This is a genomic window from Janthinobacterium silvisoli, from assembly GCF_014200725.1.
Taxonomy (GTDB): domain Bacteria; phylum Pseudomonadota; class Gammaproteobacteria; order Burkholderiales; family Burkholderiaceae_D; genus Janthinobacterium.
The window spans coordinates 1676800-1692855 of the sequence record NZ_JACHCL010000001.1; the positions used below are offsets into that span (position 1 = coordinate 1676800).

Here is a 16056-nt window from a genome sequence, read left to right on the forward strand (position 1 = left end):
TGCCAGGGCAAGCCAGCGATGGAGCAGATCGTCCACCATGCCACATCGCTGGCCGCTATCTGGCATACTGCGCGCATTCTTAATGAACGCACCCTGCCCTGCCTATGAATTACCGCACTCCGCTAGCCGTGCTGCTGGCCTGCGCCATGCTAGTCGCCTGCTCGGATAAAACCGCCGCCACGGCCGCTTCCACCCCAGCCGATGTCGCCGCCGATACGCTTGCACCGGCGCCAGCCGCCGAAACTGCACCCGCGCCGGCCTCAGTGTCCACTGATGATAAAGCCGATGTTCCGAAATCCGAAAATGACCGCGCGCGCGAAGCAGAACTGATGCGCGCCGTGTTCGGCAAGGACTACCGCGCCGACAGCGACGATGCACTGGCCGACCTGAGCGACCCAGACCAGCACCTCGACAAACTTAGTTACGTGGTCAGCGCCGTCGCCTCCAAACTGCTGGGCAATGGCCGCGCCGTGCTGGTGGCGAATGCGGAAACGGCGAATACGGAAGGTACGGCCGAATCGGCGCACGTCACGCAAGGCTTGTTGAATGTATTTTTCCTCACGCAATCGGGCGCAGGAAAATGGAAGGTGAGCAAGCGCGTGGAAAACATCGCGGCGCTGGGTTCATCGGGCCAGCTGGGCGACGTGCAATGGACGCGTTTGGGACAAGATAAACTGGGGCTGGCGATCCGTCACGGCTACACGGGCCAGGGCTACACAATCAGCCAGCTGGCCCTGTTCGAGGTGGGCGATGGCGAGGTGACCTTGCTGAGCCACGGCATCGACCTGCACTCCGATAATATGGGCGCCTGCACGGAAGAGATGGATGAATGCTGGGACGTCAGCGGCAACTGGCGCTTTGCCACCGCCCAAGGTGGTGGCGACCACGATGACTTGCTGATCGACTTCAGCGGTTTCAAGGAAAAAATCAAGGCCGGCGTCAAGGTCAAACCGGACCAGGATCCGCCGCGCACCTCCACGCCCATCACCGCCCAGGCGCGCTACGTGTTTGACGGCAAGACCTACAAGCTGGCCGAAGGACGTAACCCCGTTCCCGGCGTGTAAGTATCAGAGCCGGCGTCAGACCGGTTTCAGGCCGAACCCAGGCGGCGCAGCAGGGGCTGATACATCTCGCGCGTGTGGCGGCTCCAGCGCTGCATGGCCTGGTCCAGCTCCACGCGCAGTTGCGCTGCCAGTTCACGCTCACCATTGCTGGCCGCCCATATCGCATATTCGGCACGGCATTCAAAACTGCCGAAACGCCTCAGCGCCTCATCGAATGCAGCCTTGGCCTCGCTGTTGCGGCCCGTGCCGGCCAGCGCGCGCGCCGTCAGGATAGCCACTTGCTCGGGGCGGAAATGCAAATCCTTGTTGCGGATGAATTCCAGGTGCGGCAGCGCCTTGGCGCCATTGCCGCATTCCAGCCAGGCGCGCGCAGCGCTGTAGCGGATTTCCAGGTCCGACGAAAACACCCCTTGCAAGCAGGTTTCATAGATGCCGGCCGCTTCTTCGGACGAACCGGTTTCCAGCAAGGCACTGGCCAGGCGCATCTGGTTTTGCGCCGTCGGCGTGTACTCGAAGGCGGCGCGCGCATCGCGCAATTCGCGGCCAGGGTCCAGCGTCTTCGCAGCCACCGACACGGCCTTGCGCGCGCCGCGCTGCAAGCCCGATGACGGCAGATAAATCGCCACAAAATACACCACGCTGCCCAGCAGCGGGAACATGAACAGGATCAGCAGCCAATACAGTTGCTGCCCGTTGCGCACCACATGGATCGCAAAAAATATCGCGATCAGAATGTGAATGCCTATGCCAAAAATCGTCATGCTACAGCCTCGTTCCTGGTAATTAAATGTGGGTTATTTTATCAACAATGCGACCAGTTGCCCTTTAGGACAGCATATTACACCGCCCCCCGCAGCAAGTGCTGAGCAATGGCTTAAGCAAGGACCCAAAGGCTAAGGTTGGGCCGCCCAGCCACCACCCATGGCGCGGTACAGGTCGACCGAGGCGACCAGGATGCGCGTCTTCAATTGCAGCAAGCCCACGTCGGCGCTGTACAAGGTACGCTGGGCGTCGAGTTCTTCCAGGTAGGAAGCGTAGCCGTTGCGGTAACGGTTGTGCGCAATGCGCAGGGTATCAAACGCCGTGGCGCGGCGCGCGGCATTTTCCACCGCCTGCTGCTGCAGGCGGTGGATGGCGCCCAGGCTGTTTTCGGTCTCGGCAAATGCATTCCTCACCACGTTTTCATAAGTATAGGCCAGCTGGTCGCGCTGCGCGCCAACCGCATCGGTCTGGGCTTGCACCCGCCCGCCATCGAACAGGGGGCCAGACACCAGCGCCGTCAAGTTCCACAGGGCGATGGGCGCATGCACGAAGTCATGCAAGGTCGTCGTCTGGCCGCCGCCAGCGGCGCTCAGCTTGAACGAGGGCAGCAACTGGTCGCGCGTGGCCGCCAGGCTGGCGTTCGACGCGGCCAGGTTATGCTCGGCGCGCGCGATATCGGGGCGCCGGCGCAGCAGTTCGGACGGTAGCCCGGCCGGTACGGGCGGCGGCGTCAGGCTGGCCAGTTCACGGCCCCGTGCGACCGTCCCGGGATTGCCGCCGACGAGCAGCGCCAGCGCATTTTCCTGTTCAAAGATTTGCCGCTGCAACTGCGGCACCTGTTCGGCCGCCGCATGATATTCGGACTGCGCCTGCAGCCATTCCAGCTGCGAGCTGTAGCCCACTTCATACTGTTTTCTGGCCAGTTCGCGCGACTGTACACGCAGTTGCAAGGTCGATTGCGTCAGCGCCAGCTGCGCATCGAGACCGCGCAAATTCAGGTAGGCCGTGGCCACGCTGGCGGCGATCGACAAGGCGGCGGCATCCAGGCTGGCCTGCTCGGCGCGGTAACTTTCGCCAGCCGCCTCGCGCAGCTTGTCATCCCTGCCCCACACATCGATTTCATAGCTGGCCTGCAGTTCGGCCTGGAAGACATTCGTCATGTAGGGCGCGCCCGTGTAGTCCAGGGTGCGCGTGCGGGTGGCCGAACTATCATATCCAACATTCGGCGAGCGGTTGGCGTTGGCCTGTGCCAGGCGCGCGCGAAATTCCTGCACCCGGGCGCGGGCCACGCGCAAATCGCCATTGTGGACCAGCGCGGTTGCCACCAGCTCGCTCAATACCGGGTCGCCAAACGCTTGCCACCACAGTTGCTCGACCTGCGCTGCTCCCGCTGGCGCGCCATCAGCCTGTGCGCGCCAGCCGGAAGGTAGTTGCAGGGTTGATGCAGGCTGCGGCGGCGCCTTGGCAGCGCAGCCTGCCAGCACCAGCGCGCCAGCGACGAGCATTTGGCGGCGCATCATGGCGCCGCCTTGGCGGGCGATTTTTTCGGCGCTGGCGGCGCTTTTGGCTCAGGTGCGGGGTTGGTCCCCGAATCGTTCAACATGGCCGACGTATCGACGCTGACCACCACCGACATGCCTGGCACCAGCCGGCGCGCATTCGCCTGGCCCGCATCGATGCGAATGCGCACGGGAATGCGTTGGGCGATCTTCAGGTAATTGCCGGTCGCATTATCGGGCGGCAGCACGGAAAATTCCGAGCCCGTGGCTGGCGAGATGCGCTCCACCTGGCCCGTCAGCACGGCGCCGTTCAAGGCGTCGACATGGAAGGTCGCGCTCTGCCCTTCCTGCACACCATTCATCTGCGTTTCCTTGAAATTGGCGATCACCCACATCTGGCGCGGCACCAGCGCCATCAGCTGTGCACCGGAGTTCACAAACGCTCCCTCGCGCACCGTCACCTGGCCCAGCTGGCCATCGTAGGGCGCCACGATACGCGTGTTATCGAGGTCGATCTTGGCCGCTTTCACGGCTGCTTGTGCGTTGGCGACGGCCGCTTCCAAAGCCTGGCGGTTGACCACCACCGTCCGCACATTCTGCTGCGCGATATCGAGGTTGGCCTTGGCCTGCGCCAGCGACGCCGCCATCTGCGCCTGCGTGGCGCGCGACTGGTCGTGTTCGCGCTGCGACAGCGAGCCATCGGCCACCAGTTGCTCCACGCGTTTCAAGTCGGTGCTGGACTTGCGCGCCTGCGCTTCCGCATTGGCCAGCGCCGCCTGGTTGACGGCAATGCCCGCTTCGGAACTGGCCCGCTGCTGCGCCCAGTTCGACAAGGCCGCCTGCTGCGCCGCCAGCTGTGCCTGCGCCTGTTCATAGCGCTGCTGATACGTGCGGTCATCGATGCGCACCAGCAGCTGGCCCGCCTTCACATCCTGGAAATCCTGCACCAGTACCTCTGTCACATAACCGGACAACTGCGTGCCGATAATCGTCACCTGCCCCCGCACGGTGGCGTTTTCTGTGGTGACGATGGGGCTGGTGAAGGGCGGTAGCCGCCATGCATACAGCACGATCAGCACGCCTACCAGCGCCACCGAGGCAAAGGCGATCGCGGACAGCCACTGGTGGCGGCGGTCTGGCTGCGGCGGCGTCAAGGGTGCAACAGCGGGTGCAGCCGCGGAGGGGACGGGATTCGTCGCAGCTGGCGGGGTCTTGTTATCTTCTGTCATTGCTCGGTTCCGAATTGGTAATGGGGACGATGGCCATCGCGCTTTGCGCATCATGCACAGGACCCACCAGGCGCCGCGCGCCGATGGTGATGCTGGTCCAGAACTGGCTGACCAGCAGCCATAGCAGGGTCGCGATGGCGACGCCGGCGATCATCAAAAAAACGTCGTTATAGGCCAGCACATTGGCTTCGCGCGTGGCGGCGGCGCCCAGCCGCGCCACGCCCTGCGCACTGCGCAAGGCCGGATCGGCCAGCACGCTGCCATACGCAGCCGCGCCCGACTGCACGCGCGTAGCCACTTGCGGATCTAACATGGTCAGGTGTTCGACCAGGTAGCTGGAATGGTATTTTTCGCGCGCCGTCTGGATGGTGCCGACGATGGCCGTGCCCACCAGGCCGCCCATATTCTGCGTCATGGTAAACATCACGGAAAAGCTGACCAGGTTGCGCGGCTCGGCGATCACCGCACCCATGCCCGCCACCATGGTGGGACCGATGAAATACGTGCCGCCAAACGCCAGCAGGAACTGGCTGATGTACATATTGGCGGGCCGCGTCTGGCTGGTGGCGTGCGCGTCGATCAGCGCGCCGATGGCGATCAGCGCCAGCGCGAACATCAGCGATCGGTTCAAGGTCGCCGGGTTGATCGTGATGGCGCTCAGCAGCAGTCCCGCCACGCTGCCGCACAGCACGACGATGAACAGGTTTTGCATCTGGTCTGTGTTCAGGTTCAGCGCCTGCAGAAAACCCACGGCGCCCGTCGATTCGGACAGCACGATGCGAAACAGCAGCACCGACAAAAACAGCTTGGCGATCTTGCCGGTGGTGAGCCAGCGCGTGTTGAGCAGCGGGCGCGCGCGGTTATGCTCGATCGCCAGCGCGGCGACGATCAGCACGATAGAACACGCCAGGCAAATACCGACCCAGCGCGCCTCCAGCCACCAGGCCGTGCGGCCCTGCGCCAGCACCGCGCACAGCAGTGCCACGCCGGGGGCGAACAAAATAAAGGTGAGGAAGTCGAGCGGCTCGAACGATTGCACCCGGTCGCCGGGCGGCAGCTTCAAGGCCAGCACGCAACCGAGCGCCACCAAGGTCAGGCCCAGCTCGAACAGATACAAGCCGTGCCACTCGCCGATCTGCAATAGCTCGGACGTAAATACGCGCGCCAGCGGCAGCGCCAGCTGGGCAAAACCCAGGCCCAGCACCACGCCCTTCAAGCGGTGCCGCGCAGGAAACGCCTGCAAGGTGTAATACAGGCCCAGCACGCCCAATGCGCCGCCCACCATGCCATGCGCAGCGCGCACGGCGATGGCTGACGACAGGCTGTTCGCATACAGGTGGGCAAACGTCACGAGCGCATACAGCACCAGGAAAATCTCGGTAAACAGGCGCAAGCCGAACTGCTGGCGAAACTTCACCAGCAGCAGATTCATGGACACGATGGTCATCACGTAGGCGGCTGGCAGCCATTGCATCTCGGCCGCATACGCGCCCAGCGAACCTTGCAGGTTCAGGATATTGGCCGTCACCAGGCCATTCCCCAGGCCGCCCGTCAGCGCGACGATCAGGCCGACGACAAAGTACGCGACGCGTTTCGGCGTCGTGTGTTCGGGCGTCGATGGGGAACCGGGTAAACTGGGGCGCTCACCGGGCGCCCAGTTCCTGGGGGTATAGGCATCCTTATCCATACGGCAAGCATATCACTGCAGGCCGTTTGCACTGCTTAAAATTCACACTCGCGGCGGATCCGTCTCGCGTGCAAAGTCCCTGCGTGCGGCCAACGCCTTCTTGAAAGCGGCCACAGCCTTCACCACCTCGCCCGATGGCGCGACGATGATCGATGGATCTGGCTTGCCGTCAGGCAGGGTCACGGGCACGCCGGCGTGGTCCAGCAAACCCTTACCTGCAGCTATCACCAGCATGGGCTTGCAGTGGCGGTACTGCAGGCGCACGAAGTCGAGTGCGTTGGCGTCGCTGGCCAAATGCTGCGCGCCCGCGCCATCGGGTGTCACCACGGCGTCAAATAGTACGGACGGCCCCGTCTCGAGCGACACTTCCACGACCAGCGGCGCGCCGCCACTCGTATCGACCTTGCCCAGGTGGCTGCCGACCAGGCGCGGCACGGCGCCATCGGCCAGCAAGGACGCGTAGATGCTGCGCACCTGCCCGCCATCGCTGCCGGGCCCTACCAGGATAGCCACGCGCAAGGTATGGATGCCCGTTTTGCCGGGACGGAAAGTGAGCGACAGCTCTGGCGATGGCGGATAGCTGGGCACAGGAGTCGTAGTCGCCGTAGGCAACGCTGGCGGCAAGGCCAGGCCCAAGCCATCGGCCACCCTTTGCGCCAGGGTTTCATTCACGTTGCGCAAGCCGGCCAGCATGCGCAGGCGGATGGCGACCGTCTGCACCTTGCTCAGCTCGAAGCGGAACGCATGCACGATATGGTCTTGCTCGGTAGCCGTCTGGCTGATCCAGAACAGCCGCGCCTGGCCATAGTGCTCGGCAAATTTCTCGGGTTTGCCGCGCACCTTGTCGCCCTCGCTGGGCGCAGGGAAACTGTTAAAACCCTTGCTGCCTGCCTGGAAGGGGCAGCCGCCCGCCAGCGAATTGGGGTCATACGCCACCCGGCCCCGGTTGATCGCCTGGCGGTGGATGCCATCGCGCTGGTTGTTATGCACGGGCGCCAGCGGCGCATTGATAGGGATTTCATGGAAGTTGGCGCCGCCCAGGCGGGTGATCTGCGTATCGATATAGGAATGGATGCGCCCTTGCAGCAGCGGGTCATTTGAAAAATCGATGCCGGGGATGATGTGCGCCGTGCAAAAGGCCACCTGCTCCGTTTCGGCAAAGAAATTGTCGGGATTGCGGTTCAAGACCATCTTGCCGATGGGTATCAAAGGCACCAGTTCTTCCGGTATCAGCTTGGTGGCATCGAGCACATCGAACGGAAATGCTTCAGCCTGCTCTTCCGTAAACACCTGGAACGCCAGCTCATACTCGGGATACTCGCCGCACTCGATGGCTTCCCACAGGTCGCGCCGGTGAAAATCGGAATCGGCGCCGCTGAGCTTGACGGCTTCATCCCACACCAGCGAATGCGTGCCGGCCATCGGCGACCAGTGGAATTTACAGAACACGGACTGGCCCTTGGCATTGACCAGGCGGAACGTGTGCACGCCAAAACCCTGCATCATGCGGTAGCTGCGCGGTATCGCCCTATCAGACATCACCCACAGCAGCATATGCGTGATTTCCGGCGACAGCGAGGCGAAGTCCCAGAAGGTGTCGTGGGCGCTGGCTGCCTGCGGGATGCCATTGTTGGGCTCGGGCTTGACGGCATGGATCAGGTCAGGGAACTTCATCGCATCCTGGATAAAGAAAACGGGAATGTTATTGCCAACCAAGTCCCAGTTGCCCTCATCCGTATAAAACTTCACGGCAAAACCGCGCACATCGCGCGCCGTGTCGGTGGAGCCGCGCTCGCCGGCCACCGTGGAAAAACGCACGAACACGGGTGTGCGTTTGCCGGCCCTGGAAAATGGCGCGGCCCGCGTCAGCTTGCCTTGTTCCTTGTAGCATTCAAAATAGCCGTGGGCAGCAGAGCCGCGCGCATGCACGACGCGCTCGGGGATGCGCTCGTGGTCAAAATGCGTGAGCTTTTCACGCAAGATAAAATCTTCCATCAGGGTGGGGCCGCGCAGCCCTGCCTTCAACGAGTTCTGGTTGTCGCCCACCGGCACGCCCTGGTTGGTGGTCAGGACGCAGCCGCTATCGTCGGCACGCGCACGGTCCAGCGCAGCGTTTTGCGCATTCTGGCCCAGGGCTGGCTGGCCTTCGCCCACTTTCGGCGATGCAATATTTTCTCCAGCCGTGCTGGATGTGGCCAAGGCTTCGCCCACGCTGACATGCACGCCTTCGGCTGGCGTGTGCGCCGCCTCGCCAAACTGGCCAGCCAGGTTGGGGTTGTCGGCCATCGCGCCAGACAAGGCTTGGCCAGCCGCTGCCTTGCGCAGCAAACCGCTGGCGTCCGCCCCCTTGCTGCCCAGACTGCCTGGTGGTTCGGTGCTGGAAGGACCGGACTGGGTGCTCAATACAGAGCCTGCGCCATCGGTGGACGGCGTTTTTTTGTTGTTGCTAGCCATGACATCTCCTGGTGTGTTCTTGCAGAGAGGGCTGCACGCCCGCACACCAATAGCTCAGGATGATGTCAGCGCACAGCGATCAACATAATGACGAGAAGGGAAAACTATTCCCCCGTAATAACAACAATTGCCATCATCTTCACCGTGCTTGCCCCTGTAGTGAGATGGGCGCCGCACCGCTTAGCCATCACAGCAAACCGGTTCGGCGCCCATCAGAGCATCCAGCAAATGAGTGCAGACTTATTTGCGCGAACTCAACAGTTTCGATAATCCATAACCAGCAGCGGCGGCAATCAGCAGCGACACGGCAGGGCGTTCGCGCACATACTCGCGGCCCGAATCACTCGCGCGCTGGCAAGCAGCGCTTAACTCCTTGCCACGCGCCAACAAGCGGCCAGAGGCGCTGGCGACAGTGTCGCTGGCTTGCTCGATGGCATCGCCCACCTGGTCCACGCCGTCATGCGCGCGCGTGGCCACCTTGTCGACCAGCGGCTGCGCCTTGTCGGCAACTTTATCGATGGTGCTATGCAAGTCCTTGCGGGCATCCTGGGTCGTACCATTCAGGTCGGAGCTGGCTTTTTCAATCGCATTCATGATGGCGTCCTTTTTGTAGTGAATAAAGTTGGCTAACTCTGGTGTTCACAATAGAGCTATTGACGATCACACACCGTGCGCTGCCTCACCTTCACGCGCATGGGCATGAAAAAACCCGCCGGCCTGATGGGGCGGGCGGGTCCGATACGATTACTGTGCAGAGCGTTTTCCAGCAGCCTGGCCACAGGATACCGAATCAAATTGGAGTCAAAAAATGCTACAACATATATTCGACTGTCTTTGGTAATTTCCGCCACAGTTAGCCAAGGAATATTGTTCTCATCTTCATTCTCCGCAGCAAAAAATCTTGGGTCATCTGCGGGTCGAGGCGAAGTACCACGCACGACTTTTGAGATGTTCATGATTAAAGCCTATGCCCTCGCCTTCAAATTCGCTGCTTGTCTCGACGAACCGGCCAGCCCAGCTTTCGATATTTTCAAGTGCAATTACACTTTCTCTTCGGTCGGTCTTTTCTGTAATATGATTCACACTGTACTTGAGACGCCTAACTTCCCAATGCGCAGGCACCTGCCCCAACCACTCAACACCCGAATCCTTGTAGCTCGAATATGGCTTGTAATGGCTCATGAGCGTTCACCTTCGCCAACGTTAAGGGCATAGAATTCGCGCAGCTTCGCTTGCAGCAGCTGTTTATCAGGTAACTGCGTGCGGTATTCGGCGATTACGGCGGGTGAGAGTGTGCGGTTCAACGCGTATTCGACCACTTCATCGTCCTTGCTCGCGCATAGCAGCACGCCGATGGCCGGGTTTTCGTGCGCTTTGCGGTGATCGCGATCCAACGCTTCAAGGTAAAAGCTGAGCTTGCCCAGATACTCCGGCTCGAAACGCGTCACTTTGAGTTCGATGGCGACCAGACAGTTCAGGCCGCGATGAAAGAACAGCAGATCAAGCGCAAAGTCGCGTCCGCCCACCTGCAGCGGGTATTCGGTGCCGACAAAACAGAAATCACGCCCCAGTTCGAGCAGGAAGTCCTTGAGGTAGGCGAGTAATCCATGGTGTAAGTCGGCCTCTCCATGCACTTTGGCAAGGTCAAGAAACTCGACCAGATAGCTATCCTTGAAAACGCCAAGCGCTTCGGAATGCGATTGCCGCAGCGCTGTCGAGACCTTGAATGGCTCGATGATCATGCGCTCAAACAGCGCAGCCTTGAACTGCCGCTCCAATTCCCGGCTTGACCATTTTTCCTGAATCGCGGTGCGCAGATAAAACTCCCGCTCTTCCGCAAGCTTGCTCTGCCCAAGAATGATCAAATTGTGTGTCCAAGGCAATTGTGTCAGCAGCGCTGACACTTTTGCATCGCCCCGATAAGTGTCATAAAACTGACGCATGCGGAACAGATTTCTGCGCGTAAATCCTTGCAAGCCTGGCTGGCTCACGGCCAAGTGACGTGCCAATTGGTCGACCACGCCATCACCCCACTCTGCAGCTTCCAGTTTGGTGCTGATGTAGGCACCGACCTGCCAGTACAACTCGATAAGCGTGGTGTTGACCGCTTGATAGGCGCGTTAACGCGCCGTGGCTATCAGTTTCACCACTTCGGCAAAGGCAAGCTCAAAGGGAACAGAAACGCCGTTCTCTGGTTTCGACTGGTTCATGTTGTCACCTCACTCAGCAGTGCTGCAATCTCGGCCTCCACCGCCTGCAAGTCGGCGTCGATATCGGCCAACTGGCGCGGTGCCTGGTACTGGTAGAAATAACGATTGAAATTGATTTCATAGCCGACGATGCCGAGTCCGCCATCCTTCTTGTCACGCTTGCACGTCTGCATATGCCACTGAGCTTGACCAATAATCGGCCGCGACCATCATAGCCCAAGGGTTAAACACCAACAACAATAAGTGCCAACTTGTTTTCCCGCCTTGCGCACAAGCCAGAAAACAACATGAAAAACAAAAAACCCGCTAACTTTTGCAAGTTAGCGGGTTTTTTGATGAAACTTGGTGCCGCTTGCCGGAATCGAACTGGCGACCTTTTCATTACGAATGAACTGCTCTACCAACTGAGCTAAAGCGGCGAAGACCCGTATTCTACAAACAATGCACAAAATTTGCTAGAGTCAACGCAAACTTTTTTCGTTTTTCCGGGCGGCGCGTTGCAACGCCGCCCAACATCGTGCAAAACGTCCTTATTCTGCGTGGTAGGCGGTCACACGGGCTACTTCGTCTTTCGAGCCCAGGAACACCGGCACGCGCTGGTGCAGCTTGTGCGGGGCGATGTCCATGATGCGCTGCTTGCCGTCGGTAGCGGCGCCGCCAGCCTGTTCGACGATGAAGGCCATCGGGTTCGCTTCGTACATCAGACGCAGTTTGCCAGGCATGGAAGTGTCGCGCAGGTCGGCTGGGTACATGAAGATGCCGCCGCGGTTCAGGATGCGGTGCACGTCGGCCACCATCGAGGCGATCCAGCGCATATTGAAGTTGGTGCCGCGCGGGCCCGTATCGCCGGCCAGCAGTTCGTCGACATAGCGTTTCACAGGCGGATGCCAGTGGCGCGCGTTCGACATATTGATGGCGAATTCTTTCGTCGTCGGCGGGATTTGCATATTGCTTTGCGTGAGTACCCACGACCCCATTTCGCGGTCCAGCGTGAAGCAGTTCACGCCATTGCCGAAGGTCAGTACCAGCATGGTTTGCGGGCCGTACACGGCGTAGCCAGCGGCCACCTGTTTGGCGCCTGCCTGCATGAAGTCCTGCTCGGTCGGCTCACCCATGCCTTCCGGCGCTTTCAGCACGGAGAAAATGGTGCCAATCGAGACGTTGACGTCGATGTTGGACGAACCATCCAATGGATCGAACAGCAGCATGTATTCGCCTTTTGGATAGCGGTTCGGGATCGGGTGGATCGATTCCATTTCTTCCGACGCCATGGCCGCCAGATGGCCGCCCCATTCATTCGCTTCCAGCAGGATTTCATTGGAAATGATGTCCAGCTTTTTCTGCACTTCGCCCTGCACGTTTTCCGTGTCGGCCGTGCCCAGCACTTCGCCCAGGGCACCCTTGCTGACGGAATGGCTGATGGTCTTGCAAGCGCGCGCGACGACTTCGATCAGCAGGCGCAGTTCGGCCGGTATGCTGTTGTTCGAGCGCTGCTCTTCAACCAGGTATTGCGTAAGACTGATACGTTTCATGAATTCCCTCTGTTTTGATAATTATTTGCTGCTTATTTGCTGCTTATTTTGACGCTTAATTAGCCAATGCCTTGCTGACCACTTCCCGCACGTCATTCGACAGGCTGGCCTGGCCGGCGACTTTTTCCAGCGCGGTGCGCATGTGCTCTTGCAGGGCCGGCACGTAACGGCGCCAGCGGTCCATCGAGCGGGCCAGGCGGGCTGCCACTTGCGGGTTCAGGGCGTCGAGCGCGATCACCTGCTCGGCCCAGTAGGCGTAGCCGCTGCCATCCGGTGCATGGAATTGCGATGGGTTGCCATTGGTGAAATTGAAGATCAGGCTGCGCGCGCGGTTCGGATTTTTCAGGTTGAAGGCACGATGCGTCATCAGCTTGCGCACGCCTTCCACGTCGGTGGTCGGTGCAGCCGCCTGCATGGCGAACCACTTGTCGATCACCAGCGCTTCGTTTTCAAAATCGGCATAGAAGCTGGCCAGCGCCGCCTGCGCGTGGCTGGTCGAGCCAGAATGGATCAGGGCGCCCAGCGCGGCAGCGCGGTCAGTCATATTGCCGGCGCTGTCGAACTGCTGCTGCGCCAACGCCAGCTCAGATGCCTCGGGCGCGATCAGCAAATAGGACAGGGCCAGGTTTTTCAACGCGCGCTTGCCGGCCGACAGGGCGTCAGGACTGTAGTCGCCGGGCGTCTGGTTGGCGTGGTACTGGGCCAGCAGTTCCGACTTCAGGGCGGCGGCCAGGGTACGGCGCATGAACTTGCGGGCCGCGTGGATCGCTTGCGGATCGACTTGCGCCAGGCGCTCGGCGATGATGGTTTCCGACGGCAAGATCAGGGCCAGTTCGCGGAAGGCCGCGTCCAGCGTCTCGTCGGCCAGCAGCGCGCGCTGCGCTTCGATAAAGGTCTCGTCCAGGGCCAGCGTTTCGCCGGCAGCAACTGCCGCCGTCAGTTTCAGCAGGCGCTCCATGGCCAGGCGCTGCCCCGCTTCCCAGCGGTTGACGGGGTCGCTATCGTGGCGGAACAGGTGCAGCAGTTCGGCATCGCTGTAATCGTATTCCAGCACCACGGGGGCGGAGAAATCGCGCAACAGCGATGGCACGGGCGCTTCTTCCACGCCAGTAAAACGGAAGGTTTGCGAGGCTTGCGTCAATTCCAGCACGACGCTGGTCGTACCATTCGAGGCGACACCATCAACGTGCAGCGGCAGGTCGCGGCCATCCTGGCCCAGCAGACCGACGGTGACGGGAATATGGAACGGCAGTTTTTCTGTCTGGCCTGGCGTGGCCGGGCAGCTTTGCGTGAGGGTCAAGGTGAACGTCTTGCTGGCGGCGTCGTACTGCGTGGAGGCTTTCAGCACCGGCGTGCCGGCCTGGCTGTACCAGCGTTCGAACTGGCTGAAGTCGCGGCCATTCGCGTCCGCCATGGCGGCGCGGAAATCGTCGCACTGCACGGCCTGGCCATCGTGACGCTCGAAGTACAGGTCCATGCCCTTGCGGAAACCATCGCGGCCCACCAGGGTCTGGTACATGCGCACCACTTCCGCGCCTTTTTCGTAGATCGTCACCGTATAAAAGTTATTGATCTCGACAAAAGAGTCAGGGCGTACAGGATGCGCCATCGGGCCTGCATCTTCGGGGAATTGCGCCTGGCGCAAGGTGCGCACCTGGTCGATGCGGGTGACGGCGCGGCCCGTGTCGGTGCCGATCATGTCGGCTGAAAATTCCTGGTCGCGGAAGACCGTCAAGCCTTCTTTCAACGACAGCTGGAACCAGTCACGGCAAGTGACCCGGTTGCCGGTCCAGTTATGAAAGTATTCATGGCCCACCACTGCTTCGATGCCCGCGTAATCGACGTCGGTCGCCACGCGCGAATTGGCCAGCACATACTTGGTGTTGAAGATGTTCAGGCCCTTGTTTTCCATGGCGCCCATATTGAAGTCGCCCACGGCGACGATCATGAAGCGGTCCAGGTCCAGCTCCAGGCCGAAACGCTCTTCATCCCAGGCGATGCTGTTCTTCAGCGACTGCATGGCGTAATCGGTTTTATCGAGATTGCCGTCTTCCACCCACACTTGCAGCAGCACTTCACGGCCCGACTTCAGGGTGTAGCGCTCTTCCTGGCAGACCAGGCGGGCGGCGACCAGCGCGAACAGGTAGGACGGTTTCTTGAACGGATCTTCCCACTTGGCGTAATGGCGGCCATCACCGAGGTCGCCCTCTTCGATCAGATTGCCGTTCGACAGCAGCACCGGATATTTATCCTTGTCGGCGCGCAGCATGACGGTGTACTTGGCCATCACGTCCGGACGGTCCGGGAAGAAAGTGATGCGGCGGAAACCTTCCGCTTCGCACTGCGTGAAGAAATTATGGTTCGACACATACAGGCCGGACAGCGAGGTATTGTCTTGCGGCGACAGCAAGGTTTCGATATCGAGCAGCACATCGTCAGGCGCCTTCGGGATGGTCAGGCTGCTGGCCGTCAGCTTGTACTGCGATGGCTTCAACACTTTACCGTTCAGGCGTACTTGCACCAGTTCGATATGTTCACCGTGCAATTCGATGCTGCGGCTCTTGCTGGCCGGGTTGTGGCGCATGCTGATCCGGCTCGCCACTATCGTGCGGGCGGGATCAAGATCGAAACCAAGTTCAACACTGTCGACCAGGAAGCTGGGCGGCGTGTAGTCTTTGCGATAAATCGTCTGAGGGCTGTCTGTGCGCATAGGGATTTGAGTGGGAGCGGGGGCGAAGGCCTATTTTACCAATACCAGCCCGCCAGTGGCTGATTCGCAGCCGATTCCGGCGGCTGGCTTGAGATTTGCTTACCCCAGTACATACCGGGTAACAATCTGTAATAATGGATGGCAATGGATTGGCGTAGTCTTACACTACAAGGCGATGAATTGCGTCTACTAATGTATTGCATCTTTTTATTTAGGAGATCATGCAATGAGATACCTGGCTATTTTAATGACTGCGCTGACCGTGTTGCTGACCGGTTGCGCCACCACCATCCGCAGTGATGTGACGGCCTTCCACGAGTGGCCGGCAAACCTGCAGGATAAATCGTATGCGTTCGTCACGCCGTCGCCAGAGAACGATACGCTGGAATACCGCAACTACCAGAACCTGCTGCGCGCCGAACTGGCGAAACAGGGCTTTGGCGAAGCGTCCGGTCCTGACAGCGCCAACCTGCGCGTGTCGATGGGCTTTTCCACCACGGACTTTCCTGAGCGCGTGCTGCAAGCGGCCGATCCTTTCTTTTATGGTCCTGGCTACTGGCCTGGACGCTATGGCTACCGCTACGGCGCCTGGCCAGGCTATGGCCGCTTCGGCTACAGCCCCTTCTTCTACGGCCCGATGGATGTGGAAGAAAGCGTGCGCCACAAATACGAACGCGAATTGCGCGTGACCATCGATGACCGCAACGGCAAAAAGCTGTATGACGTGACCGTGCAGTCTTCCAGCACCAAGCGCGCCACGCCGGAAGTGATGCCTGCCATGATGGCCAGTGCCTTTGCCGACTTCCCGGGCCGCAGTGGCGTTCCACGCAAGGTCGAAGTTAAAGTCGAATAAATGACAAGCTCAAAAAAAACCGGCTGCGCATCATGCGCCAGCCGGTTTTTTTACGT

13 protein-coding genes, 1 tRNA gene and 1 pseudogene are annotated in these 16056 nt (G+C 60.5%); 2 read left to right on the forward strand and 13 right to left on the reverse strand.

The features are described from left to right. The first annotated feature begins 104 nt into the window (after window positions 1-104). On the forward strand, window positions 105-1064 hold the full coding sequence (locus HDE75_RS07560) for a hypothetical protein (RefSeq protein WP_183675467.1): 960 nt from the start codon (window positions 105-107) through the stop codon (window positions 1062-1064). A 26-nt stretch (window positions 1065-1090) separates the two neighbouring features. Here the strand turns inward: HDE75_RS07560 and HDE75_RS07565 are convergent, their stop codons facing one another. From HDE75_RS07565 to pepN, 13 genes and pseudogenes are all read right to left on the reverse strand, one after another. Continuing rightward, window positions 1091-1825 (reverse strand): hypothetical protein, encoded by a 735-nt coding sequence (locus HDE75_RS07565; RefSeq protein WP_183675465.1) that lies wholly within the window; start codon window positions 1823-1825, stop codon window positions 1091-1093. Window positions 1826-1957: 132 nt separating this feature from the next. After that, window positions 1958-3346: an efflux transporter outer membrane subunit gene (locus HDE75_RS07570; protein ID WP_183675463.1), complete on the reverse strand. Its 1389-nt coding sequence runs from the start codon at window positions 3344-3346 to the stop codon at window positions 1958-1960. Further along, a complete protein-coding gene (locus HDE75_RS07575; RefSeq protein ID WP_183675461.1) occupies window positions 3343-4554 on the reverse strand; it encodes an HlyD family secretion protein in 1212 nt (403 codons plus the stop codon). The genes HDE75_RS07570 and HDE75_RS07575 overlap by 4 nt, the downstream gene beginning before the upstream one ends. Further along, the gene (locus HDE75_RS07580; protein WP_183675459.1) at window positions 4541-6241 is read right to left on the reverse strand and encodes an MFS transporter; all 1701 of its coding nucleotides are present in this window, start codon (window positions 6239-6241) and stop codon (window positions 4541-4543) included. The genes HDE75_RS07575 and HDE75_RS07580 overlap by 14 nt, the downstream gene beginning before the upstream one ends. A 42-nt stretch (window positions 6242-6283) precedes the next feature. Further along, complete coding sequence (locus tag HDE75_RS07585; RefSeq protein ID WP_183675457.1) at window positions 6284-8695, reverse strand: catalase; 2412 nt, start codon at window positions 8693-8695, stop codon at window positions 6284-6286. A 240-nt stretch (window positions 8696-8935) separates the two neighbouring features. Further along, entirely contained in the window at window positions 8936-9289 is a 354-nt protein-coding gene (locus tag HDE75_RS07590; RefSeq protein WP_183675454.1) for a hypothetical protein, read from the reverse strand. A gap of 56 nt (window positions 9290-9345) precedes the next feature. Continuing rightward, the gene (locus tag HDE75_RS07595; protein WP_183675452.1) at window positions 9346-9651 is read right to left on the reverse strand and encodes a restriction endonuclease subunit S domain-containing protein; all 306 of its coding nucleotides are present in this window, start codon (window positions 9649-9651) and stop codon (window positions 9346-9348) included. A 222-nt stretch (window positions 9652-9873) separates the two neighbouring features. Then, window positions 9874-10437 (reverse strand): DUF1016 domain-containing protein, encoded by a 564-nt coding sequence (locus HDE75_RS26700; protein WP_260173907.1) that lies wholly within the window; start codon window positions 10435-10437, stop codon window positions 9874-9876. A 12-nt stretch (window positions 10438-10449) separates the two neighbouring features. Then, window positions 10450-10803 (reverse strand): annotated as a pseudogene (locus HDE75_RS26705) (DUF1016 N-terminal domain-containing protein); the annotation flags it as partial. A 98-nt stretch (window positions 10804-10901) separates the two neighbouring features. Continuing rightward, on the reverse strand, window positions 10902-11078 hold the full coding sequence (locus HDE75_RS07605) for a hypothetical protein (protein WP_183676691.1): 177 nt from the start codon (window positions 11076-11078) through the stop codon (window positions 10902-10904). Window positions 11079-11248: 170 nt separating this feature from the next. Further along, a tRNA-Thr gene (locus HDE75_RS07610) sits at window positions 11249-11324 on the reverse strand. Window positions 11325-11435: 111 nt separating this feature from the next. After that, a complete protein-coding gene (locus HDE75_RS07615) occupies window positions 11436-12437 on the reverse strand; it encodes a class 1 fructose-bisphosphatase (protein ID WP_183675450.1) in 1002 nt (333 codons plus the stop codon). Between the two features lie 55 nt (window positions 12438-12492). Beyond that, a complete protein-coding gene (gene pepN, locus HDE75_RS07620) occupies window positions 12493-15147 on the reverse strand; it encodes an aminopeptidase N (protein ID WP_183675448.1) in 2655 nt (884 codons plus the stop codon). A gap of 247 nt (window positions 15148-15394) precedes the next feature. Between pepN and HDE75_RS07625 the strand changes: the two genes are divergently transcribed. Next, a complete protein-coding gene (locus HDE75_RS07625; protein ID WP_260173796.1) occupies window positions 15395-16000 on the forward strand; it encodes a DUF4136 domain-containing protein in 606 nt (201 codons plus the stop codon). The last annotated feature ends 56 nt before the right edge of the window (window positions 16001-16056 follow it).